This window comes from Thalassotalea profundi (genome assembly GCF_014653195.1).
Lineage (GTDB): Bacteria > Pseudomonadota > Gammaproteobacteria > Enterobacterales > Alteromonadaceae > Thalassotalea_B > Thalassotalea_B profundi.
In genome coordinates, this window is the sequence record NZ_BNAH01000019.1 from 1 (window position 1) to 23,165 (window position 23,165).

The following is a 23,165-nucleotide window of genomic DNA, read 5'->3' on the forward strand; positions in this document are numbered from 1 at the left end:
GGTCGTGCAGGTGAGAACTGTGGTGTATTATTACGTGGTACTAAGCGTGAAGACGTAGAGCGTGGTCAAGTATTATGTAAGCCGGGTTCAATTTCACCTCATACTAAGTTTGAGTCAGAAGTTTACGTATTAAGCAAAGATGAAGGTGGACGTCACACTCCATTCTTTAAAGGCTACCGTCCACAGTTTTACTTCCGTACGACTGACATCACAGGTGCAGTAGAATTACCTGAAGGTGTAGAAATGGTAATGCCAGGCGACAACTTAAAGTTTGTTGTAGAGCTAATTAACCCAGTAGCGATGGACGAAGGTTTACGCTTCGCAATCCGTGAAGGTGGTCGTACTGTTGGTGCTGGTGTTGTTTCTAAAATCATCGACTAATATCGAGATTTTAGCTCACTGAGCATAAAGAAAAGGTCGCGAAAGCGGCCTTTTTTGTCTGTGGTTTAAAAACGACTTACCCAATTGACTAGATCTATAAGCTTGTAATTATTATTAATACAATCGATCACATAGGAAAACTATTTTTTTACTAAAAATTAACCTACAATAAACTTAGTAGCCACACCTGCAATATAACCCAATCATCTTACTGAGAAATAATGAAATTAAGAATGGCAGTAATCAGTTCAAATAAATTTTTAATGCCATGGTTAGCTCTTATTTTTATATTATCTGTAGCTTTTATTATTAAAGTACAAGACAACGCACTAGTTGAATCTACACGATTGGAAGTGAAAAACTTATTAGAAGGCGTCTATTCGGAACAAAAAAATACCTTCAATAGTTTTTTAAACAGACAATTTAGACATTTAACATTTTTATTAGATACTCCTCCTATTCAAGGAATTAGTCGTTCTAAGGTAAATAACGGTGTTGATTCACTTGATGGAACAAAAACGGACGTATGGTTGACACGGCTTGCACAAATTTTTAGTTCACTAGCAAGCAATTACCAAGATATTGCACAAATTAGATTGATCGATGCAGCAACAGGTTTTGAATTAGTTAGAGTGGATAAAATAGGCCAAGATATTCAACGAGTAATTGAAACAAAATTACAAAATAAAGGCGATACAGATTACTTTAAAAAAACACTCAAATTACCTGAACATACGGTATATATTTCTGAATTAGATTTAAATCGTGAAAACGGAGTTATTGAATACCCGGTTAAGCCTACAATTCGCTTTTCAATACCTGTATATAACGAACTTAATCAACTATACAGTTTGTTAATCATTAATATTTCTGCGACAGAATTACTTAGTCAGCTACAGGATATAAGTGATAAACACGATGTACGATTATCATTATTAGATCAATATGAAAATATTATTGAGCATAGTGATGGAGAGTATCGTTTTACTAAAGATTTAGCTCCTGAGGTTACATGGAGTAAAGCATTTAAAACTGAGCCATGGGATCAAGGTTTATTAAAGTTTACTAATAAAAGTAATGAAAAATCTCATTTTATTTCGCTATTTAAAGATCTTATTTTTGCCCCTATAGAATTTGGAGGGGCTAATAAGTTTTCTTTTATCAATTATATTAGTGAGCAAAAATATGAGAAAATATTACAGGATAAACGCCTCGCTAATTTAGGTTCTTTAGCTGTTATTTTTCTTATTTTTATTGTTATTTCGGTCATCTTGCTTTTTTATATTCGTAGTGCCGCTCAGTTAAGGAAAACAAGAACACAGTTTGCTGCAATAATTCAAGGCGCCTCAGATGGGATTATTGCGATTAATCATAAATTAGAAATAGAAAGTTTTAATATTGCAGCGGCTCAGTTTTTTCCAGAGTTAAGTCATTTCAAATCGAAGCAAAAGTTAGCGGATATATCATGCTTTTGTGCTGAATTTATTGATCAACTGATAAAATTTGAAAGCTCAAATACTACCAACTTTCAGGTGACATCTTCAAACAAGGTCACTGAATTGCGTGTAAATATGTCACCCATTTTAGATGATAAAAATGTAAAAATTGGTAATGCACTATTTGTTCAAGACATTTCAGAGCAAATAAGGTACGAGAATGAAATAACAGAAATTAATGCTTCATTGGAAGATCAAATTTTAGCAAGAACTGCAGAATTAGAGCAAGAACGGAAAAATGCCGTGAATGCGTCAAATATTAAAAGTAAGTTTGTTTCAACTATTAGCCATGAAATGCGAACTCCATTAAATGGAATTTTAGGATCACTTAACTTGATGTCTAAGGAAAAACATGAAGAGCATATTGCTTCATTACTAGACATGATGCACTCGAGTGCATCATCGTTAAGTACATTAATTAATGATGTTTTAGACTTATCAAAGATTGAAGCGGGAAAGCTTGAAATAGTCGCTGAAAATTGTAATGTGATAGCGGTAATTGAAGATACTGTTATCTCCTTAACTCCTCAAGCTTATGACAAGAATGTTAATTTAGAGTTTGATGTTACTGAAATAAAGCATTTCTCATTAAAATTAGATTCGGGAAGATTGATTCAAATTTTAAATAATTTAATTGGGAATGCATTGAAATTTACGTTGCGTGGTGGCGTATATATCTCAGCAAGAACAAGGTTTATCAACAAAAAAATTAGGTTGGAAGTTGATATTAAAGATACCGGTATAGGTATCGCAAAAGATTTACAGTCAAAACTATTTCAATCTTTTACTCAGGCTGATAACTCAATTTCAACTGAGTTTGGGGGCACAGGGCTAGGCCTTTCAATTAGTAAACAACTTTGTGAATTGATGGGAGGGGAAATCTCAGTTGTATCAGAAAAAGATAAAGGAAGTACATTCAGTTTTTATATTGATACAGAAACCGAAGGGGCTAAAGCCTTACCTGATACTAAAGTATTGAATAAAGTATCGTTTAAACTTCTTTTATGTGATGAGTATATATATAAAAAATGGGACAATACCATAAGATATTTTGGTGGTGTTGTTGATAATGAAAATCCTGATTATTATGTTGTAGACTGTCACCATTCGGAATATCAACTAATAAAAGACAATGAGAAAATATTATCTAGAAGTATATTTCTTTCACGTCATTCGGAGACTTATCCTGAAATTCAGCATTTATTTGCATTCCTAAATAGGCCAACAAAATTACTGTCTTTCTTACAATTATTTTCAACTAATACAGAGTTGTTGAAATATTTTACTTCTAAGCTTACAGAAGACAGCAAGAGTGAATTTGATTTTCCGAATCTTGCGAATAAAACCTATTTAGTGGTCGATGACAATAGCATTAATATCACTATTGCTGTGCATTTATTACATTCTGTTAATGCAAAAACAATTACAGCTTTATCTGGTGTTGAAGCGATAGAAAAATTGGTTGAGGCGAAAACCAACAAGGTAGAAATTGATGCCATATTACTTGATTGTCAAATGCCAATTATGGATGGATATGAAACAACTCAGCGTATACGAAAAGGTGAAGCAGGTGATGAGTTTGTACGAACCCCAATCATTGCCTTAACAGCTAATGCTATGTCTGATGAGAAAGAAAAGTGTCTTGCTCTTGGGATGAATGACTATCTTACTAAGCCTATTGATACTGCTCGTTTATTTCAAACATTAAATAAGTTCTTACTTGCTGGTATTTCAAGCAATGTAGCGGGAAAAAATAAGAAAATAGCTGTTTATGAATCATTAAATTTCGAGAAAGCATTAGAACGTTTATCTCATAACGAAGAGCTATATAAGAAGCTACTTGAGATGTTTCTTGATGAAACGCCTATTAAAATTAGTTCACTACAAGAAGCGTTGAATAGCAAAGATTTTAGTGAAATAAAATTGGTAAGCCATGCTCTACAAGGTACAACAGCTAATATTAGCGCATTACAACTTTACGCTTATTCAATTGCATTAGAAGGTACGGCAAAGCAAAAAGATATACAGGGATGTGTTCATTTAGTCCAAACAATTGGGAGGGAATTTCAAAAGGTTACCAAAATAATACAAGAAAACTTTTCTATAAATAATTAGCAAATAATCAAGTTACCCTTGAAGGTCTGACCAGTATAGTTAACAATAAGGGATTCTATTCAATTGAGATAATTATTATGGCGAATCGATTAAGTAAAATGGTCCAACGTATTAACTCAGGGCCTAAATTTATGCGTTCGTGGTTATTAACCAAGTTATTCTGTTCACAGGTTAAATATGCCAATACAACAGGCATTAAGATCACGCATATCGATCATCAAAAGGTTGAAATTGAGCTTGCTAATAAAAGAAAAGTTCAAAATCATATTGGCGGCGTACATGCTGTTGCAGCTGCATTATTGGCTGAGTCTGCGTCAGGTATCGTTTTTGGGATTAATCTACCCGACTCTCAACTCCCTTTATTAAAGTCGATGAAAATGGATTTTTTAAGACGTATGGAAGGTGCTCTAAAAGCAAAAGCAACTATTACTTCTGAACAATTAGATCAAATGAAAGCGCAAGACAAAGGCGACTTTCTAGTCGAAGTACATATTACGGATGAGTCTGGCGAAGAACCAATCGCTTGTTTAATGCACTGGGCATGGGTAACTAAGCGAGCTAAAAAATAACTTATCATCAATGTAAATCAGATCGCTAAAATCAAGCCAAACCTTATTATTTAAACGGCTCGATTTAGCCTTTGATTATTGGTCATTATCCCCTAAACTATTGTTTTCTTTATTTGTGATTTGAGCATCACAAAAAAAGGTGTATCAATAGGTTTTATTTTGGATAATTAATGACAAGCATGGACTCTTTAACCCCTTTTCATCAACAAATTAATCGACGCATTACAATCATTGCTTGTTTGTTTAGCTGTTTTTTTATTGGTGTACTTGCGATTTTTTATAGTAGAGAGTCCGACTTATTTACACTAAAACGCGATATACTTCCCTCAGTTGAAAAACAAGTTAACTATAATAAATTAATTGCTAATAGTAAGCAGTTACTTACAGAGATCCTTATTGCGGATAACCCGAAAAACTTTTCTCCAGTGCTATCAAAATATCAGGATAATTTGAAAGCGTTAATTAGGAGTGATGTCGGTGATAAGCAACTATTAAGAAAATTGCTAGCTGACGGTGAAAATTACCAAGTAGCTGTTGAACGCTTATCGGTAAACCATGAGAAAAATGAACAGTTAAAGAAAAATACAATTGTTCAGCTGCAGTTAGTAAATACGGCTTTAAGTGATGCACTAAAAAGTAGCATAAAACGTCATCACTTATTGTATCAACAAAGTATCAATCTCTTTTCTCAAGCAATAATTGTGATGGAAAATGTAACTGTAGCGACAGATATTGATCTATTTACAGAGTTTACTGAGCGATTAAACACATTAAACCAGCAATGGCTTGATATCACAGCGAATGAAATGGAAGAAGCAACTGTTGTAACCCCTCTACTAGAGTTGAATAATTTATTATGGGTAGATCAACGTAGTATTGCCAAATGGCGAAGTCATATTCGTATTAGTCAAGAGTTTCGCTCGTTAATAAATAAGCATTATCAGGTCCTATTACCATTAAGCGCCGAATTTAAGTTAGCACAACGAGCATCAGATAACCTTTGGCCAAAAGAAGTCTTACCTTGGTTACCACCACAATTAAAAGCATCTGAGAGTGCTTATTATATTACGCTTGTGTCAATACTAGCTGTGTTTGTTTTTTTATTGATGCTATTGCTTATGCTGCTTGCAACTCGCATCAAACGTTACCAACAACATTCAATGACTTTATTAGAGCAACGAGTTGAAGGCGACGTTACTTTACCGTTCACATCATTAGAACAACAGAAAGCATTTGAATTAATCAATCAATTAACTTTACCTGCGCATAGTGAAAATGAATATCAGCAAGTTAAGACAAATTATGATGAATTAAAGACTCGCCTTGCCAAATACTTACAGTTATTAGTGTGGTCTAGTGATATTCAAAAAGGAGAAAGAGATTTATCGAAAGCATTAGCAAGTGAGGTATTAGCGCTAAAGCCAAATCAGTGCTGGTATCATGCTTTTAGTCGACAAAACATCAAGGGTATTTTTATTGATGCCCGCCAGGCTAAGCTTGATAACACTATCATAGAACGCATTATACAAGATAAACAAGGGCGGGTATTTAGTTTAACTATCGAATTTACTGAACATGCTTGGCATGGCATTTTATGTTTACAAGATCGTCAGGCTAAACTTGAAAAAGAAATCGTAGAAGTAAACCAAACGATTATTCAAAATGAACAAGATAATCGCATGCAGCGAATTGAGAATAGTCAGGTATTAAGTAAAATGCTTATTCGTACTATGCTGCAAAGTCAAAGTGCTTCTTTAGGATTTGGAGTTGCTCCGCTAAAAGTTTATCGCCACTTAATTAGAATGCTTGAGTGGTCAAAGCAACTACAGTTAACAACCTTGTTAGGTAATAAAGACAGGCAAGTAAAATTAACTGATGTTAATTTTATTAATGAACTTTACGTTTTAATGTCTAATATTCTAGTCGATGCCAACTTACAACGAAACACTATTAGCTATACCGTTGATAGTAATATCATTGAACCTTGCAAGCTGAATATTAGGTTGTTTCATCAAACATTAAGTCATTTTTGCCACTCTTTATTACAAGAGCAGTATAAAGGACACTTGCATCTTGCAGTAACCATGGCTGATAAAAACTCAGGGCAGCAAATTTTAAACTTTGTTTTTAATATTACCCACCTTGAAAATAGCTATACTTTACCAGAAACAATCATGGCATTAACGCAGGTTGATGGTGATAAGTTGGAAAAGGAGGCTCCATTAACACAATATTTTTCTCGTTTATTTAACGCGACATATTGTGAGCAATTGCAAACAAAGGTCATAGATAAAGGCTATCAAATATCATTTAAAATGCCGATCACAACCGCAGTATCAACGACCCAAAAACCGGATGTTATTGATTTAAATCAGCGAAACTTAATGTTGTTAAGTGATAATTCACTCACTGTAAGTTTTGTTACTCAGATAGCTAAAAAGCATCAAGCAAAATTATCTGTTGTCAGTTCAATTAAAGCTTTTACTAAACAAGTGAATGCCAAACAGTTACTAAAAGAACCTGTTGCGACCTTAATTGTTGCAGATAATGTATTTAGCAATGATTTTTCATTAGTGACTAAACACGTTGATAATTTGCCTTTAGAATTACAACCTAAGATATTTGTTTTACAACCTATATGTAATCAAGCTTTTCATCGCATAGGTATGTATCAACATAGTCAAATATTGGATGCTATTACGTTTGCTGCAGAGCTTAAACAATTTATAAAAAGTGAACGCTCAAGTAACCTTCTTTTAGCGGCAGATATATTTACACCTTATCGCTTTTCTGCAACTCAGGTTGAAGTATTGCTTGCGGTAGCTGAACCCAAAAAGCATGAAATATTACAGCGCTTATTGCATTGGATGGGATTGCAAGTACATTTAGTTTGCAATGCGCAACAAATGCAAAAACAATGGAAATCAGGTCGATATCTTATTTTGATTAATGAATTTGACGACTCGGCAATCATGCAACTAGAGGTTGGGAAAAAAGTAAAAAGAGCGGTTTATGCATTTACAAGTACACAGTTAAATAAATGTCAGAAAGATATTACTGATGAACATTGCCATTGGGAGTTTAATTTATTACCCAATGTGCTAGATATTGGTGCCCTTGTTAATGTATTCAGTTCATGGCTTAAGGAGCTTCAGTTAACCCAGCATCATAGTGTAAATTCACATAAGGTGATTGAAAGTAAGTCTCCTGAAGCTTCGGCTAGCAAGAAAATAGATCTCTGTGTCGAAATGGCAGCATTTGATTTAGTAAAATATGCGCAAAATCAAGGTTCATCTGAATTAGCTGGCTTTATGATCTTAGACTATATTAACGAGATAGGCTGCGCTATAACTCAGTTAGCTAAATATTTAGAAGTTAAAGACGCGATAAATGCTGAACGTTGTTTGACGACCGTTTTAACAGTAACAAAAATTATGGTCGCTAACGATTTAGCGAATGCCTGCTTGCCTTTGATGAATAGTTTATCAAAGAAAGATTTTAAGGGGGCAACTGAGGCGATGCAGGATATTCAGATAAAGTATCAGTTGTTAGCAACGTATGCGGAGTCAATATAAGTGACAAGCAGTGAAAATGATTCAAAAAGAACAGCATATGTTAATTTAAGCCCTTGTGTAAAAAATTGCTGTTTAAATGAAAATGACATTTGTATAGGTTGTTTTCGACACTTGAATGAGATAACCGGTTGGCGTGAATTAACCGAAGCAGAGCAACAAAATATAGTGATCAAATGTAAACATCGTAAAAGTAGTCATAATCAATAACGTTGTATGCGTTGTAACGAGGTGTAATGGATTTAGACGTAAAAAATCGATTAGAGAATTTTGAACAATTACGAGTATTAGTCATTGATGATAATCTACTTGTTCATGATGTATTAAAAAGGTCTTTCTATGACTTAGGCATACGCATGGTGAGCTGTGCTCAAAGTGCCTATTATGCTATCAGTTTGTGCAATAAAATGTGTTTCGATGTTGTTATTTGCTCATTTAATGTCAGTAGCGATCGCGATGGTTTTCATCTATTAGAAGAGTTAAAATTTAAAGGCTTTGTTACCCACACCACAGTTTTAATTTTTCTTAGTACAGAAACAAATGAGTCTTTAGTTAATGCTATTATTGAATTAGATCCTGATGATTTTTGGGTTAAGCCATTAGTGCCAAAACTGGTACAAGACAGACTGACACATACCTTAAAGGTTAAACAACAATTATTTAATATGTACTACGCTTTAGATCACCGAGAATTTTCTAAAGCTATCTACTTTGCCGACAGGCATTTATCTAATGAAGAATTAAAAAAATATAGAACGCATATTTTAAGGATGAAAGGTGATGCACTTTTGAATTTGTTAGAGTATTCAGAAGCAGAAATATTTTATAAAAACTTACTTGAAGAAATACGCCATGGCTGGGTATATATTGGCTTTGTACAATCGTTATTAAAGCAGGGACGAATTGATGAGATTAAAAAGCTTATCGATTCTCTTATTGAAAAGCCTAACACACGTTTTGCAACTCATGATTTACTTGCGCAATATTATATAGAGCAAGAAAATTACTCCGCAGCGTATGAAGAAATCAAAAAAGCGACTGCATTATCTCCCCGTAATATAGAGCGAAATAGAAAATCATGGGATTTAGCACGTTTAAATCACGATCACCAAGGGCAATATATTGCGACACAGAATATCGCCAAACAAGCAAAAAACTCAATTCATGACTCACCTGATTTAATGTTAAACGTAATTCGTTCAGCGATAGATCTTATTTGTACTGTATCAGATGAGAATTCGGCGAAGCTGATTACACAAGTTCAAAGATATATTCAACGTTTAGAAATAGAGTATGGTAAAGCGCATGATTTAACGCAACAATTAACGGTAATTCAAGCGCGTTTATTCAATGTACAAAAACAATCAGATAAAGCGAAGCGCTTGGTGGAAACTCAAATTAGTCTTCGTCCAAGTGCATCAATTGAAGATAACTTAGATAAAGTTAAAGTTTTTCATGAATTAGGTATGCGTGAAGAAGCGGCTGTTTTATTACAAGCAATAAAGAACCAAATTATGGGGGACTCTTTAACAAGTCAAGTGGTGAACAAATATATAGAGCAGGAAACACAAGAGCGATCGGATATTCATTTTACACCTAAACATTTGTATGAAATGTCAGAGGAGCATATGAGAAAGTGTCGTTATGTCCCCGCTTTAGAGGCTATAATTCAAGCACAGCATTTAGCTCCTACATCAATAAAATTTGCGTCTAGTTTGTTGAATATTATGAGCCTCATGAAAGAAAAAAATGAGCTTGATGATGCCTATTTAGAATATGCTGATAAAGCAATAACTACTTTTAGTGCAGCTAACTTAAATGAAGACTCTCAACATAAGGTAGACCAATTAATAGAGCGTTGGAAAACATTAACTGGGCAAAAAGAAAAAGAAGAAGAAAAAGAAGAATAGCTTGTCTTATTATCTTAGTTATGAAAGAAAGCTTAAGCATCTCTAGGTAAACCTTTTTCTATTGATCTGATCAATCGAGCATTTAAACGTTCGTTTCCAGTCAACGTGATTACTTTTTGCTTTTTGCTTTGCTGTTCAAGCGCCCAATCTATATGTTCCTGCACTAAGGGTGAAGCTATTTCTCGCTGTTGTTGAAGTGCATCAACTATCTCTTGTCTATAATCGGCATTTCCTAAAGCGACTGAAATATTTCGTAACCATTGCTGATACCCAATTCGACGAATAGGAGAGCCTTGGGTATTATTTAAAAAATCTTGCTCGCTCCACAGAAAAAGTTTCAGTAAGGAGGTGCGGTCAAGTTTATGTCGTGCTTGAAAGTCTTGCTCTACACTTAATTGGGCATATTGATTCCAAGGACAAATTAATTGGCAATCATCGCAACCATATATACGATTTCCTAGCAAGGATCTGAATTCCAGTGGTATAGCATCTTTTAACTCAATAGTAAGATACGATATGCAGCGCCTAGCATCGACCACATAAGGTTCAACGATGGCATTGGTAGGGCAAATTTTAATACAAGCAACACATTTGCCACAATTTTCACTTACTGGCTGGTCACAAGGTAGGGGGATATCTACGAGTAACTCGCCAATAAAAAACCAAGAACCAGCTTCTTGGCTTAATAACAAGCTATGTTTTCCTACCCAGCCTAAGCCAGCCTTTTCCGCTAGTGGGCGTTCTAATATTGGTGCAGAATCGACAAAAGGACGGTAATTTAAATTAGCACAGTAATCTTTTATTTGTTCACCAAGCTTTTTCAGTCGTTTGCGCATTAACTTATGATAATCTCGACCAAGTGCGTATCGACTCACATAAGCTTTGTCTTTATCTTGTAATGTTTGGGCAAATCTTGCGTCAGATGGTAAATAGTCTAATCGAACTGAAATAACTCTTAAAGCGCCAGGAGCTAACTCTGCCGGGCGCGCGCGCATTAACCCATGACTTTCCATATAATGCATATCACCATGATAATTATTGGCTAGCCACTTGGTAAGATTATCTTCATGATCACTTAAATTAACATTTGTGATCCCTACTTTATTAAAGCCTAAGTCTTTGCCCCAAAGCTTTATTCTATTAGCAAGTTCAAGATAATCAAAAGAGGGTGTTGTCATTGAGTAATAACACTATTATATGTCAGTTTTAATTATCATAAGTTTACCATAAAAGCCTTATCAGGTGACAGTCACAGTATGTGTATTGCTAGCATGGATTACGCATAATCAGGTATAATTTCTTTGCTTGTATTTTAGATTGGACTATTACCCAAATATGAACGTAGATATGAATAAACCATGTTCAGCGCCTCGGACTGAAAAAGAGTTTAATTTAGCAGATGAATCTGCCACTGTTACCTTTGGTAACAAATTAGCTAATATTGTAAAAAATGAACTTAATCATGGGATTGTCGTCTATTTAAACGGTGATTTAGGTACAGGGAAAACTACTCTTACTCGTGGGTTTGTGCAAGGGTTAGGACACAAGGGTAATGTTAAAAGCCCAACTTATACATTAGTTGAGCCATACGATTTAGGTGAATGGCAAGTATATCATTTTGATTTATATCGCTTAGCTGATCCTGAAGAATTAGAATATATGGGAATACGCGATTACTTTGGTGCGCAAAGTAACTGCTTTATTGAATGGCCAGAAAAAGGCGCTGGGCTATTGGCTAATGCCGATGTTACTATTAATATAGAATATCAAGGTGAGCAGCGAAAATTAACAATAAGTTCACATACAACTATTGGGCATAAATTACTTTTAGGGCTGACTGAGTAAATAGTTATATGTTCCTAAGTTGTGCAAATGCCCTAGTCTAGAAAAGAAGTAAATTAATTTAAATTATTTGGGGTTGTTAGTCACATGAATTTGGTAGTAGCAATACGTACATTAGTTATTTTCTTGCTTACGTTTTTGGTTTTCTCACCATTTACCTATGCGGCTAATAGTATTGATGGTATTCGTGTTTGGCCTGCTCCTGAAAATACTCGCATCGTTTTTGATTTAAAGACCACCCCAGAATATACGTATTTTAGCCTAAAGAACCCACAACGTTTAGTGATTGACTTTAAATATACTAAAAACTTGGTTGAGTTAGAAACTCTTGCTAGGAATGATAAGCGCATAAAGCGTATTCGAACTTCCAAACCTAAATACAAGGGAGGTATGCGCCTTGTATTAGAATTAAATGATGATTATAAGCTAACGCTATTTCCATTAGCACCAGCAGGTCAATATGGTAATCGTTTAGTTGTCGATTTGTTCGATCCTCATCGTGTGAACCAAACCGTAGAAACACATACGCCTAATGATAAGCGAGATATTGTTATTGCCGTGATAGCCGGCCATGGAGGTGAAGATCCTGGTTCAATAGGGGCATCGGGAACCTATGAAAAACATATAACGCTTAATATTGCAAAAAAGCTGTCACGATTAATTGATCGTCAGACAGGGTTTAAGGCGGTAATGATCCGCAGCGGTGATTACTATGTTAACCATGATCGAAAAATTGAACTTTCCCGTGAAAAAGGTGCTGATTTATTAATATCAATTCATGCTGATGCCTTTACTTCAGCACAACCTCATGGTGCTTCTGTATTGGTACAGTCTACACGCCGAGCCGATTCAGAGTTTACTCGTTGGATTTCAAATCGCCAAAAAGAGTCAGAATTATTAGGCGGTGCCGGTGACACCATAAAGAAAACTAAAGACAAAAACCTAGCGATCACATTAGCGGATATGAAGAAAGAATATACCATGGCAAGTAGCTACGAATTTGCCGAGCACGTGATTAAGCAAATGAAAAAAGTAACTAAATTGCATAAGAAAACGCCAGAGCGATTGAGCTTAGCGGTATTAAAATCTGCTGATATTCCATCTGTTTTGATTGAAACCGGTTTTATTTCCAATCCACAAGAAGAAAAGCGATTAAATAATTCAGCTCATCAACAAAAGCTCGCAAAGTCTATTTTTACTGCAATAACGCATTATTTTGAACTACATCCTCCTCAAGGTAGTTTAATTGCGGCAATGACGTTGAAGAAACATAAAGTTGCTAGAGGGGAGTCACTTTCAGTTGTTGCACAGCGTTATAATGTATCTGTGAATCAACTAAAATCATTAAATAATTTATCATCAAATGTTGTCCGCATTGGACAAACACTTAAAATTCCTCGCGCCGCTTTATAATTTAACTCTACTTGGTATAAATAATGACAATAGAAATTTTACCCGCGCGTTTAGCTAACCAAATCGCGGCGGGTGAAGTGGTTGAACGTCCCGCTTCAGTGGTGAAAGAGTTAGTTGAAAATAGTTTGGATGCTGGCGCAACTGCAATTAAAATCGACATAGAAAAAGGTGGCGCTAAACGCATAAAAATATCTGATAATGGCTGTGGTATTGAGAAAGGTGAACTTACTTTAGCGTTAAGTCGCCATGCCACCAGTAAAATTAAAGATTTACATGATTTAGAGGGAATTAGTAGTTTAGGTTTTCGTGGTGAAGCGTTGGCGAGTATTAGTTCTGTATCTCGTTTAACCCTAACGTCAAAACCCGCTGACCAAGAGTCAGCATGGCAAGCTTGCGCCCAAGGGCGAGATATGGAAGTTACTATACTACCTGCAGCTCATAGTGATGGAACAACGATTGATGTGGTAGATTTATTTTTTAATACCCCAGCAAGACGAAAATTTCTACGTACTGAAAAAACAGAATTTTCTCATATTGAAGAAGTGATCAAACGAATAGCATTGGCTCGATTCGATGTAAGCTTTGTATTGTCTCATAACGGTAAAATTATTCGTCAATACCGCACAGCCAATAACCAACAACAATATGAAAAGCGTGTTGCTCAAGTTTGCGGCCAAGCATTTATAGACAATGCTTTGTATCTTGATTGCCAGCATGAGTCATTGCACCTACATGGTTGGATGGCAACCCCCAATTTTTCACGCAAACAAAACGATTTATGTTATAGCTATGTAAATGGAAGAATGATGCGTGATAAGTTAATCAATCATGCTATTCGCCAAGCTTATAGTGATTCATTACCCGCTGAAACGTACCCAGCGTTTGTTTTATTTTTAACATTAAATGTAAAAGAAGTTGATGTGAATGTTCATCCAGCTAAGCATGAAGTTCGTTTTCATCAATCGCGTTATGTGCATGATTTTATTTTTTCAGTTTGCCAACAAACATTAACGACTCAGTACTCATCTCAAACTATGCCTGAAGAGCCTAGTGCGGAGGCAACAACTATAGAGCCATATTCCGCCCGTGAGCAGGAGTATGTAAACCCAATTCGTCAAATTAATGAAACACGAAAAAGTGATTATACTGTTTCAACGGCATCTTTTCGTAATAAGGAATTAACGAGTTCAAAGTCTAATAGCGTATATCAACGTTTAATGACACCATTGGCCGAAAAGTTATCAATAGAGTCTAAAGAAACAGCTAGAACTACCACTGAAGTATACTCTACAAGCAGCTCAAAAATGGCTATTCAGTGGCTTACTTTTATTGAGCCTAACTATATATTATTTAAGATTGAACAAAATATACGCTTAATTTCGGCAACATTTGTAGCAGAGGTCGTTACTTTAAACACCTTACAGCAACAATGGGAAAAAGGTTTAGTGAGTCAGCCGTTATTATTACCAATAAAATTTGAACTGTCAGTTGATGATAGTGTCAGAATTGGCAAGTATCAGGAGCAATTAAAGCATATTGGAATAGTCATGGACATGATATCTACGACTGAAATTAGAATTAGACAATTTCCTGCGTTATTACGCCAGCAAAATATTAGTCAATGTTTTACCTTGCTTTTTAAGCAGCTTCAAGATGCTGAAGAAAACGGTAATGGTGTTAGTGAGCCGTTTTGGCAACAATTTATTGCAAAGAATATGGTAGATAAAACTTTCCAAGCGCAAGAAGTGCAGCAACTTTGGCAACAGTACTTGCAGTTGATGATAAATGAAGATAATGAAAAGCAATTAAATATATCGTTGCTAAGTAAAGGCTTAAGCTTGAATTCTGTAGATGTTGACCTCACATCAGTTAAAAAGCAATTAACTTAAATTTATGTCTAAAGTAGCTATTAACCAATTACCACCAGTAGTTTGTATTATGGGGCCAACGGCATCAGGTAAAACTGCATTAGCGATGGCGTTATATGACAGTATTGATAGTGATATTATTAGTGTTGATTCAGCTTTAGTTTATCGTGATATGGATATTGGGACGGCTAAGCCAACGTTAGATGAATTGGCCCTGTATCCGCACAAATTAATTAATATTAAGGATGCGAGTGAAAGCTACTCAGCGGCAGAGTTTTGTAAAGATGCATTAAAAGAAATTTCTACAATTAGAGCAAAAAATAGAGTACCAATTTTAGTTGGCGGTACTATGATGTATTTTAAAAGCTTAATTGAAGGTATATCACCATTGCCTGAAGCTGATGCTGGTATTCGAACCGCTATAGAGCAAGAAGCTTTGTTGCATGGCTGGGAATACTTACACAAACAATTGATAGCAGTGGATGCAGAGTCTGGGCAACGCATTCATAAAAATGATCCACAGCGTATAACCAGAGCTTTAGAAGTTTATAGAATTTCTGGTAAAACAATGACAGAGTTAACCAAAGTTAAAGGGGAAAGCTTATCAGGAGATGTGTTACAATTCGCTATTGCACCAAAAGAAAGGGCTGATTTACATGCTCGTATTGCCCTTAGATTTGAACAAATGATAGCTCAAGGTTTCGAGCATGAGGTCGATAAATTAAAAAAGCGGGGAGATTTACATAAAGATTTACCATCTATTCGCTGTGTAGGATACCGTCAAATGTGGGAATACCTTAATGGTGACTACGATCATGATGAAATGATATTTAAAGGTATTTGTGCCACAAGACAGCTAGCTAAAAGACAATTAACTTGGTTGAGAAACTGGCCTGATATACATTGGCTTAATATGGAAGATGAAAATAATTTGCAACAAATTATAACTGCGCTAAGCAAACTCTAAACATTGATGTATAATTAGAAGTGTTGAAGATACTAAGCAGTTAGTTTTATTACGAAAACAAGTAAAATAATCAGTGTAAAAACACTTGAACTTAACTAAAAATAAGAAAAGGGGCCAAATAATGGCAAAGGGGCAATCTTTACAAGACCCATTTTTGAATGCTTTGCGTCGTGATCGCATTCCGGTAGCAATATACTTAGTAAATGGTATTAAATTACAAGGACAAGTTGAGTCGTTCGATCAATTTGTTATTTTGTTAAAAAACACAGTGAGTCAAATGGTATATAAACACGCCATTTCTACAGTGGTTCCATCTCGTGCTGTTAATACTGCACCACAGCAACCTGCCCAAGCTGGTTTTGAACAGGATCCTGAGGACTAATGACACAATCTCGTATTGTTTGGTGTTGCTCATTTGTTTGATCGTTATCAAGCTGGTGAGCAAGCGATACTTGTTCATATAGATTTTCCCGATGAGAATGCCCGCGAAGACTTACAAGAATTTGAAATGCTTGTGTCTTCTGCAGGTGTTAATGCACTAAATGTTATTACTGGGAAGCGTAATAGCCCTGATAGCAAGTTTTTTGTAGGCAGTGGTAAAGCAGGAGAAATTGCTGAGGCAGTAAAACTGTTTGATGCAAATATCGTACTTTTTAATCATAGCCTTACGCCATCACAAGAAAAGCAGATTGAAGCATTATGTGAATGCAGAGTTGTTGATCGTACCACCTTAATTTTAGATATTTTTGCACAACGAGCAAGAACACACGAAGGTAAGTTACAGGTAGAATTAGCACAACTACGACATATGAGTACCCGACTTATTCGTGGTTGGACCCACCTTGAAAGGCAAAAAGGTGGTATTGGTTTACGCGGTCCTGGTGAAACTCAGCTCGAAACTGATAGACGCTTGTTACGTGAGCGTATGACTAATATTCGTAAGCGCTTGGAAAAAGTTGAAAAGCAACGACAACAAGGTCGTCGAGCTAGAAACAGAGCAGAGCTACCGACGATTTCCTTAGTTGGTTACACTAATGCGGGTAAGTCCTCGCTATTTAATCGAATTACCCAGGCTGATGTTTACGCAGCCGATCAATTGTTTGCGACACTTGATCCGACCCTACGTCGAATAGAAGTTGAAGATGTAGGACGAGTGATATTAGCCGATACCGTTGGTTTTATTCGTCATCTTCCTCATGACTTAGTGGCTGCATTTAAAGCTACATTAACGGAGACTAGGGAAGCAGAATTACTTCTTCATGTTATTGATATTTATGATGAAAGACGTACAGAAAATATTGAACAGGTAGAAGATGTTTTAAAAGAAATCGATGCTGGTGAAGTTCCGCAACTCTTGGTCTGTAATAAAATTGATAAATTAGATGATGTTGAACCTCGCATTGATCGAAATGAACAAGGATTGCCTATTCGAGTATGGCTGTCGGCTCACAGTGGAGCAGGCATTAATTTATTATTTCAAGCTTTAGCTGAAAGGCTAGGCAAAGATATTGTAAAACATTGTTTAAAAATTCCCCCAGCTTATGGAAAATTTAGAGGTGCATTATATAGGCTAAATTGCATTACCAATGAGCACTATGATGAAGAAGGGAATTGCATGATTGACATTAAAATGCCAGTTAGCGAATGGAATAAGTTGATAAAACAAGACGAAGCCCTCATTCAAGGCTTTATTGAACATTAACAGACTGATATATTACAACGAATATTAATAGTCTCGATTGGTAAACATATATCCAATCAATTTACTTTTCGGAGAGCGGTATGGCTTGGAACGAACCAGGGAATAAAGATAAAGATCCCTGGAATAATAACAAAGGCGGTAAAAATCAAGGTCCTCCTGACCTAGATGATTTATTGAAAGACTTAGGGAATAAATTTGGTGGTATCTTTGGCGGCAAGCCGTCTGGTGGAGGTAGCGGTAAAAGTTTCTCAAGTTTAGGTATTAGCCTTGTACTCATTATTGCGGTATTGGTTTATGCATTTAGTGGTTTCTACACTATTAAAGAGGCTGAAAAAGGTTTGGTATTACGCTTTGGTCAATACGCAGGTGTAGTTGAGCCTGGTTTACGTTGGAAGTGGACATTTATTGACCGTATCATACCGGTAGATATGCAAACAACGCGTGACTTACCTTCAGCTGGCTTTATGTTAACTCAAGATGAAAACGTAGTGCGCGTTGAAATGCAGATACAATATCGAGTAGTTGATCCGCGTGCATATATATTCAGCGTAACCAATGCTGATGACAGCTTAAGTCAATCATTAGATAGCGCGCTACGATATGTTATTGGTCATTCAAAAATGGATGATGTGTTAACCAGTGGTCGTGAAATTGTTCGCCAAGCTGTTTGGACTGAGTTAGAAAATATAATTAAACCTTATAATTTAGGGTTAATCATTGTTGATGTTAACTTTAAAGATGCGCGTCCTCCAGAGGAAGTAAAAGACTCTTTTGACGATGCAATAGCAGCGCAAGAAGATGAAATACGCTACTTACGTGAAGCTGAAGCCTATGCTAGAGGTATCGAGCCAAGAGCACGTGGTCGTGTAAAACGTATCGAACAAGAAGCAATAGCTTATAAAGAACAAACTGTTCTAGATGCGGAAGGTGAAGTGGCACGCTTTGAGAAAATGTTGCCTGAATATCAAGCTGCACCAGAAGTTACCCGTAAGCGTTTATATCTTGCGACGATGGAAAAAGTATATAGCAACACAAGTAAAGTCATGGTTGACGTTGACGGTGGCAATAACATGATTTATTTACCATTAGATAAAATAATGCAACAACAACCTAATTATCAAAACGTGATCCCACAGACATCACCTTCAACTAGCAACACCGGACAGCCAACAAGAGCAGCCAGTAGCTCAAGTCGTGCTGACCGATTTGATAACGGGAGAGATTAAGCGATGAAAAACTTTATTATTGCAATAATTGCCGCGTTATTTATTTTAGGTGTTTCTTCAGTTTTTGTAGTATTTGAAGGACAAAGAGCTATAGTCTTTCAATTTTCAAAAATTAAGCGGGATGACGCTGGCAGTATGATAGTTTACGAGCCAGGTTTACAATTTAAAATACCGTTTATTGAAAATGTGCGTAAAATTGATGCCCGTATTCAAACCTTAGATGAAGCGCCAGATCGTTTTGTCACTTCTGAGAAAAAGGATTTAATGGTTAATTCTTATGCTAAGTGGCGTATTGTTGACTTCTCTACTTATTACTTGAGAACCACAGGCTCAATTGATAATGCCCGTGCTTTATTAAAACAGAAAATTAATAACGGATTAAGAACTGAGTTTGGTTCTCGCACCATAAAAGAAATTGTTTCTGGTGATCGTGACGATATTATGGCTAAAGCACTAGAAAGTGCAGAAAGTAGCCTTGAAGATCTAGGTATCGAAGTTATTGATGTTCGAGTAAAGGCGATTAACCTACCTACTGAAGTGAGTAATTCTATTTATGACCGTATGCGTGCCGAACGTACAGCGGTTGCAAAAGAACACAGATCACAAGGTCAAGAGCAGTCTGAAATTATAAAAGCCACGATTGATGCTAAAGTAACTGTTATGTTAGCAACAGCACAGAAACAGGCTCATGAATTACGTGGTGAAGGTGATGCATTAGCGGCTAAAATTTATGCGGATACTTATAAAAAAGATCCTGAGTTCTTTAATTTTTTCCGTAGCCTAGAAGCCTATGAAAAAAGCTTCAATAGTAAAAACGATATTATGGTAGTTAAACCCGATAGTGATTTCTTTAATTACTTAAAAGACAGTAATTATTCTAAAAAATAACTCCTGACTATTAACTAATACATAACTATTGTTAATCATCAAAGCCAAGGTACTTACCTTGGCTTTTTTTATTCTTTAATAGACTGTTTATAGCAATAAAAAATAAGGAACTCAGTTGTTAAGATCTTCTCACAATTGATAATTTTTTAATCGTCTTAAAAAGCAACAATTAGTGCTTGGACTCAATACCTATATTTGGTAGAATCCCCGCCTAATTTTTTTTCCAAAATGTGAATAATGGGTAAAAACGTCGTAGTTCTTGGCACTCAATGGGGTGACGAAGGCAAAGGTAAGGTTGTAGACCTACTTACAGATAAAGCTAAGTATGTAGTGCGCTATCAAGGCGGTCATAATGCTGGCCATACATTAGTGATTAACGGTGAAAAAACTGTTCTTCATTTAATTCCATCAGGTGTTTTACGTGAAAATGTAAAGTGCTTAATTGGTAACGGCGTAGTGCTTTGTCCAAAAGCGCTAATGACAGAGATTAAAATGCTTGAAGAACGCGGCGTACCAGTACGCGAACGTTTATTGATCAGTGATGCTTGTCCTTTAATACTTCCTTATCACAACGCATTAGATTTAGCGCGAGAGAAAGCTCGTGGCAATAAAGCTATTGGTACTACAGGTCGTGGTATTGGTCCAGCGTACGAAGATAAAGCTGCTCGCCGTGGGTTACGTGTTGGTGATTTATTTTGCCCTGAAACGTTTGCCGTTAAATTAAAAGAAATTATGGAATATCATAATTTTGTTTTAACCAATTACTATAAAGCTGAAGCGGTAAGCTATGAACAGACATTAGCTGATGCTTTAGAAGTAGGCGAAGTGATTAAAGGCATGGTTGCCGATATTGCTGAACTTTTAGATGTGTCTCGCAAAGCCGGTGATTCAATTATGTTTGAAGGTGCACAGGGCACTTTACTTGATATTGATCATGGTACTTATCCTTATGTTACTTCATCAAACACAACAGTTGGTGGTGTTGCTACTGGGTGTGGTTTTGGTCCTCGTTATCTTGATTATGTATTAGGGATTACTAAAGCTTATACAACACGAGTTGGTTCAGGTCCGTTTCCTACAGAATTAAATGACGAAATAGGTGAGCATTTAGGTACTGTTGGACATGAGTTTGGCGCAACTACAGGGCGTGAACGTCGTTGTGGTTGGTTTGATGCAGTTGCAATGCATCGAGCGGTTCAAGTAAATAGTATTAGTGGCTTTTGCTTGACTAAACTTGATGTATTAGACGGGTTAAAGACATTGAAAATATGTACAGGTTATACCATGCCAAACGGTGATGTGGTAACTGTACCACCGACAGCCGCAGAAGGTTACGAGAACGTAACCCCTATTTATGAAGAAATGCCGGGTTGGACAGAAGTTACTGTTGGTGCAACTAGCAAAGAGCAATTACCAGCTAATGCACTGGCATATATTAAGCGTATTGAAGAAATTACAGGTGTACCTGTGGATATTATTTCTACTGGACCAGATCGGAATGAAACTATTATTTTAGTTAATCCATTCGAATAAGAAATATTTTCTTTAAAAAAAACCAGCGATATTCGCTGGTTTTTTTATGTACAAAAAACCAATTATCATCGCATTGTCGAAAAAAAAGCCTTAAAGTCTATAGTACAGAATATCACCATAATTAACCTAATATCGGCGAAATTAAGCGAATATCTACAACTTTAAACATCAAATTATTATCTTTAAGAGCATTGTAGATTAAAATAATTGAATAAATATAGTCAAAATTCAACATCTTTATGTGTAATTTAAATCGCTACAAGCTATATTTTATATAGCTTGTAGCGATTTTTTATATGTAAATACTCTTGATTGGTTCTGCGTAAATGAAATACTATAAGCGTAATAACTAATAATTATAAATAAGCGCTTATGTAGCTTATTATCATTTAACGCACTTAGGAAGAAACATGGCTGACTTACGTCAAGAGGCATTAGATTACCACGCATTACCCACACCAGGAAAAATTAGTGTTGAACTTACTACGGCGGCTGAAACAAGCTATGACTTATCATTAGCATATAGCCCAGGGGTTGCAGAGCCCGTTAGAGCTATTGCTGAAAACCCTGATGATGTTTACAAATATACCGGTAAAGGTAATACAGTTGCCGTGATCACCAATGGTACCGCGATTCTAGGTTTAGGTAATTTAGGGCCAATGGCAGCTAAACCAGTAATGGAAGGTAAAGCATTATTATTTAAGCGTTTTGCTGATATTAACTCTATTGATATAGAAGTTAAGCATAAAACGGTTGAAGATTTTATTGATACAGTTGCTAATATTGCTGATAGTTTTGGTGGTATCAACCTTGAAGATATTAAAGCACCAGAATGTTTTGTGATTGAAAAAGCCTTAATTGAACGTTGTAAAGTACCGGTATTTCATGATGATCAACATGGAACTGCAATCGTAACGGCTGCAGGCATGTTGAATGCTTTAGATATTCAAGGTAAAAATATCAAACATGCTGATATAGTGTGCATGGGAGCTGGTGCTGCGGCTATTGCGTGTATGGAACTATTAATAAAGTGTGGCGCACAACGTGAAAAAATTTATATGTTAGACACTAAAGGTGTTATTCATACCCGTCGTGATGATTTAAATGAATATAAACGCTTATTTGCAAATAATACAGATAAACGTACGCTTGAAGATGTAATAGATGGTGCAGATGTTTTTGTTGGCGTATCGGGCCCTAATGTTTTATCTGCTGAGCATGTAAAAATGATGGCACCTAAACCTGTTATTTTTGCATGTTCTAACCCTGATCCTGAAATTAAACCTGAATTAGCATTGTCTACCCGTGATGATGTTATTATTGCAACGGGACGCTCTGATTATCCTAATCAAGTGAATAACGTTCTTTGTTTCCCTTTTATTTTTCGTGGTGCGCTCGATGTACGTGCAAGAACAATTAATGATCAAATGAAAGTCGCTTGTGTTAATGCCATTCGTGAATTAGCAAAAGAACCTGTACCGAAAGAAGTATTAGATGCTTCAGGCGTTGATTCTCTAGTATTCGGAAAAGAATATATTATCCCGAAACCTATGGATTCTCGTTTGTGTGGTCGTGTTGCAAAAGCAGTGGCTATGGCGGCGGTAGAGTCAGGGGTTGCAGCTCTTGAAATGCCAGAAAATTATATGGAGTAAGTGCTCTCTAAGTACTAAAAAGCCAACTATT

17 protein-coding genes are annotated in these 23,165 nt (G+C 35.9%); 16 read left to right on the top strand and 1 reads right to left on the bottom strand.

Features of this window, described 5'->3' with window-relative positions:
- The 6 genes from IE155_RS17265 to IE155_RS17290 all read left to right on the top strand — a co-directional run.
- The coding region (locus IE155_RS17265; protein WP_506054835.1) for an EF-Tu C-terminal domain-related protein at positions 1 to 381 on the top strand (381 nt) is incomplete at its 5' end.
- A 233-nt stretch (positions 382 to 614) separates the two neighbouring features.
- Entirely contained in the window at positions 615 to 3,992 is a 3,378-nt protein-coding gene (locus IE155_RS17270; protein ID WP_189379515.1) for an ATP-binding protein, read from the top strand.
- Between the two features lie 131 nt (positions 3,993 to 4,123).
- Positions 4,124 to 4,561 carry a DUF4442 domain-containing protein gene (locus IE155_RS17275; protein ID WP_229817437.1) on the top strand — a complete coding sequence of 146 codons (438 nt, stop codon included), beginning with the start codon at positions 4,124 to 4,126 and terminating at the stop codon, positions 4,559 to 4,561.
- 170 nt (positions 4,562 to 4,731) lie between these two features.
- Entirely contained in the window at positions 4,732 to 8,136 is a 3,405-nt protein-coding gene (locus IE155_RS17280) for a hypothetical protein (protein ID WP_189379519.1), read from the top strand.
- The gene (locus IE155_RS17285) at positions 8,137 to 8,343 is read left to right on the top strand and encodes a DUF1289 domain-containing protein (RefSeq protein ID WP_189379520.1); all 207 of its coding nucleotides are present in this window, start codon (positions 8,137 to 8,139) and stop codon (positions 8,341 to 8,343) included.
- A 26-nt stretch (positions 8,344 to 8,369) separates the two neighbouring features.
- Complete coding sequence (locus IE155_RS17290; RefSeq protein WP_189379522.1) at positions 8,370 to 10,043, top strand: response regulator; 1,674 nt, start codon at positions 8,370 to 8,372, stop codon at positions 10,041 to 10,043.
- A 32-nt stretch (positions 10,044 to 10,075) separates the two neighbouring features.
- On the opposite strand, the gene queG is transcribed toward IE155_RS17290, so the two are convergent.
- Positions 10,076 to 11,221, bottom strand: coding sequence for a tRNA epoxyqueuosine(34) reductase QueG (gene queG, locus IE155_RS17295; RefSeq protein ID WP_189379524.1), 1,146 nt, complete (start codon positions 11,219 to 11,221; stop codon positions 10,076 to 10,078).
- 169 nt (positions 11,222 to 11,390) lie between these two features.
- Here queG and tsaE point away from each other — a divergent pair, with 169 nt between their 5' ends.
- The 10 genes from tsaE to IE155_RS17345 all read left to right on the top strand — a co-directional run bounded on the left by tsaE (position 11,391) and on the right by IE155_RS17345 (position 23,134).
- On the top strand, positions 11,391 to 11,888 hold the full coding sequence (gene tsaE, locus IE155_RS17300; protein ID WP_229817440.1) for a tRNA (adenosine(37)-N6)-threonylcarbamoyltransferase complex ATPase subunit type 1 TsaE: 498 nt from the start codon (positions 11,391 to 11,393) through the stop codon (positions 11,886 to 11,888).
- 84 nt (positions 11,889 to 11,972) lie between these two features.
- On the top strand, positions 11,973 to 13,298 hold the full coding sequence (locus tag IE155_RS17305; RefSeq protein ID WP_189379532.1) for an N-acetylmuramoyl-L-alanine amidase: 1,326 nt from the start codon (positions 11,973 to 11,975) through the stop codon (positions 13,296 to 13,298).
- A gap of 23 nt (positions 13,299 to 13,321) precedes the next feature.
- Complete coding sequence (gene mutL, locus IE155_RS17310; RefSeq protein ID WP_189379534.1) at positions 13,322 to 15,187, top strand: DNA mismatch repair endonuclease MutL; 1,866 nt, start codon at positions 13,322 to 13,324, stop codon at positions 15,185 to 15,187.
- 4 nt (positions 15,188 to 15,191) lie between these two features.
- A complete protein-coding gene (gene miaA / locus IE155_RS17315; protein WP_189379536.1) occupies positions 15,192 to 16,133 on the top strand; it encodes a tRNA (adenosine(37)-N6)-dimethylallyltransferase MiaA in 942 nt (313 codons plus the stop codon).
- Positions 16,134 to 16,254: 121 nt separating this feature from the next.
- A complete protein-coding gene (hfq, locus tag IE155_RS17320) occupies positions 16,255 to 16,515 on the top strand; it encodes an RNA chaperone Hfq (RefSeq protein WP_189379538.1) in 261 nt (86 codons plus the stop codon).
- 33 nt (positions 16,516 to 16,548) lie between these two features.
- Positions 16,549 to 17,835 (top strand): ribosome rescue GTPase HflX, encoded by a 1,287-nt coding sequence (gene hflX, locus IE155_RS17325; RefSeq protein WP_189379540.1) that lies wholly within the window; start codon positions 16,549 to 16,551, stop codon positions 17,833 to 17,835.
- Positions 17,836 to 17,915: 80 nt separating this feature from the next.
- Entirely contained in the window at positions 17,916 to 19,061 is a 1,146-nt protein-coding gene (gene hflK / locus IE155_RS17330) for an FtsH protease activity modulator HflK (RefSeq protein ID WP_189379542.1), read from the top strand.
- 3 nt (positions 19,062 to 19,064) lie between these two features.
- Positions 19,065 to 19,949, top strand: a complete 885-nt coding sequence (gene hflC, locus IE155_RS17335) for a protease modulator HflC (RefSeq protein WP_189379544.1) — start codon at positions 19,065 to 19,067, stop codon at positions 19,947 to 19,949.
- Between the two features lie 237 nt (positions 19,950 to 20,186).
- On the top strand, positions 20,187 to 21,482 hold the full coding sequence (locus IE155_RS17340; RefSeq protein WP_189379545.1) for an adenylosuccinate synthase: 1,296 nt from the start codon (positions 20,187 to 20,189) through the stop codon (positions 21,480 to 21,482).
- A gap of 410 nt (positions 21,483 to 21,892) precedes the next feature.
- Positions 21,893 to 23,134 carry a malic enzyme-like NAD(P)-binding protein gene (locus IE155_RS17345; RefSeq protein ID WP_189379547.1) on the top strand — a complete coding sequence of 414 codons (1,242 nt, stop codon included), beginning with the start codon at positions 21,893 to 21,895 and terminating at the stop codon, positions 23,132 to 23,134.
- Positions 23,135 to 23,165 lie beyond the last annotated feature (31 nt).

Excerpts from the sequence above, each read along its gene's own strand:
- IE155_RS17270 (WP_189379515.1), top strand. The coding sequence starts at position 615 with ATGGCAGTAATCAGTTCAAATAAATTTTTAATGCCATGGTTAGCTCTT.
- IE155_RS17275 (WP_229817437.1), top strand. The coding sequence starts at position 4,124 with ATGCGTTCGTGGTTATTAACCAAGTTATTCTGTTCACAGGTTAAATAT.
- IE155_RS17280 (WP_189379519.1), top strand. The coding sequence starts at position 4,732 with ATGACAAGCATGGACTCTTTAACCCCTTTTCATCAACAAATTAATCGA.
- IE155_RS17290 (WP_189379522.1), top strand. The coding sequence starts at position 8,370 with ATGGATTTAGACGTAAAAAATCGATTAGAGAATTTTGAACAATTACGA.
- queG (WP_189379524.1), bottom strand. The coding sequence starts at position 11,221 with ATGACAACACCCTCTTTTGATTATCTTGAACTTGCTAATAGAATAAAG.
- tsaE (WP_229817440.1), top strand. The coding sequence starts at position 11,391 with ATGAATAAACCATGTTCAGCGCCTCGGACTGAAAAAGAGTTTAATTTA.
- IE155_RS17305 (WP_189379532.1), top strand. The coding sequence starts at position 11,973 with ATGAATTTGGTAGTAGCAATACGTACATTAGTTATTTTCTTGCTTACG.
- mutL (WP_189379534.1), top strand. The coding sequence starts at position 13,322 with ATGACAATAGAAATTTTACCCGCGCGTTTAGCTAACCAAATCGCGGCG.
- miaA (WP_189379536.1), top strand. The coding sequence starts at position 15,192 with ATGTCTAAAGTAGCTATTAACCAATTACCACCAGTAGTTTGTATTATG.
- hfq (WP_189379538.1), top strand. The coding sequence starts at position 16,255 with ATGGCAAAGGGGCAATCTTTACAAGACCCATTTTTGAATGCTTTGCGT.
- hflK (WP_189379542.1), top strand. The coding sequence starts at position 17,916 with ATGGCTTGGAACGAACCAGGGAATAAAGATAAAGATCCCTGGAATAAT.
- hflC (WP_189379544.1), top strand. The coding sequence starts at position 19,065 with ATGAAAAACTTTATTATTGCAATAATTGCCGCGTTATTTATTTTAGGT.
- IE155_RS17340 (WP_189379545.1), top strand. The coding sequence starts at position 20,187 with ATGGGTAAAAACGTCGTAGTTCTTGGCACTCAATGGGGTGACGAAGGC.
- IE155_RS17345 (WP_189379547.1), top strand. The coding sequence starts at position 21,893 with ATGGCTGACTTACGTCAAGAGGCATTAGATTACCACGCATTACCCACA.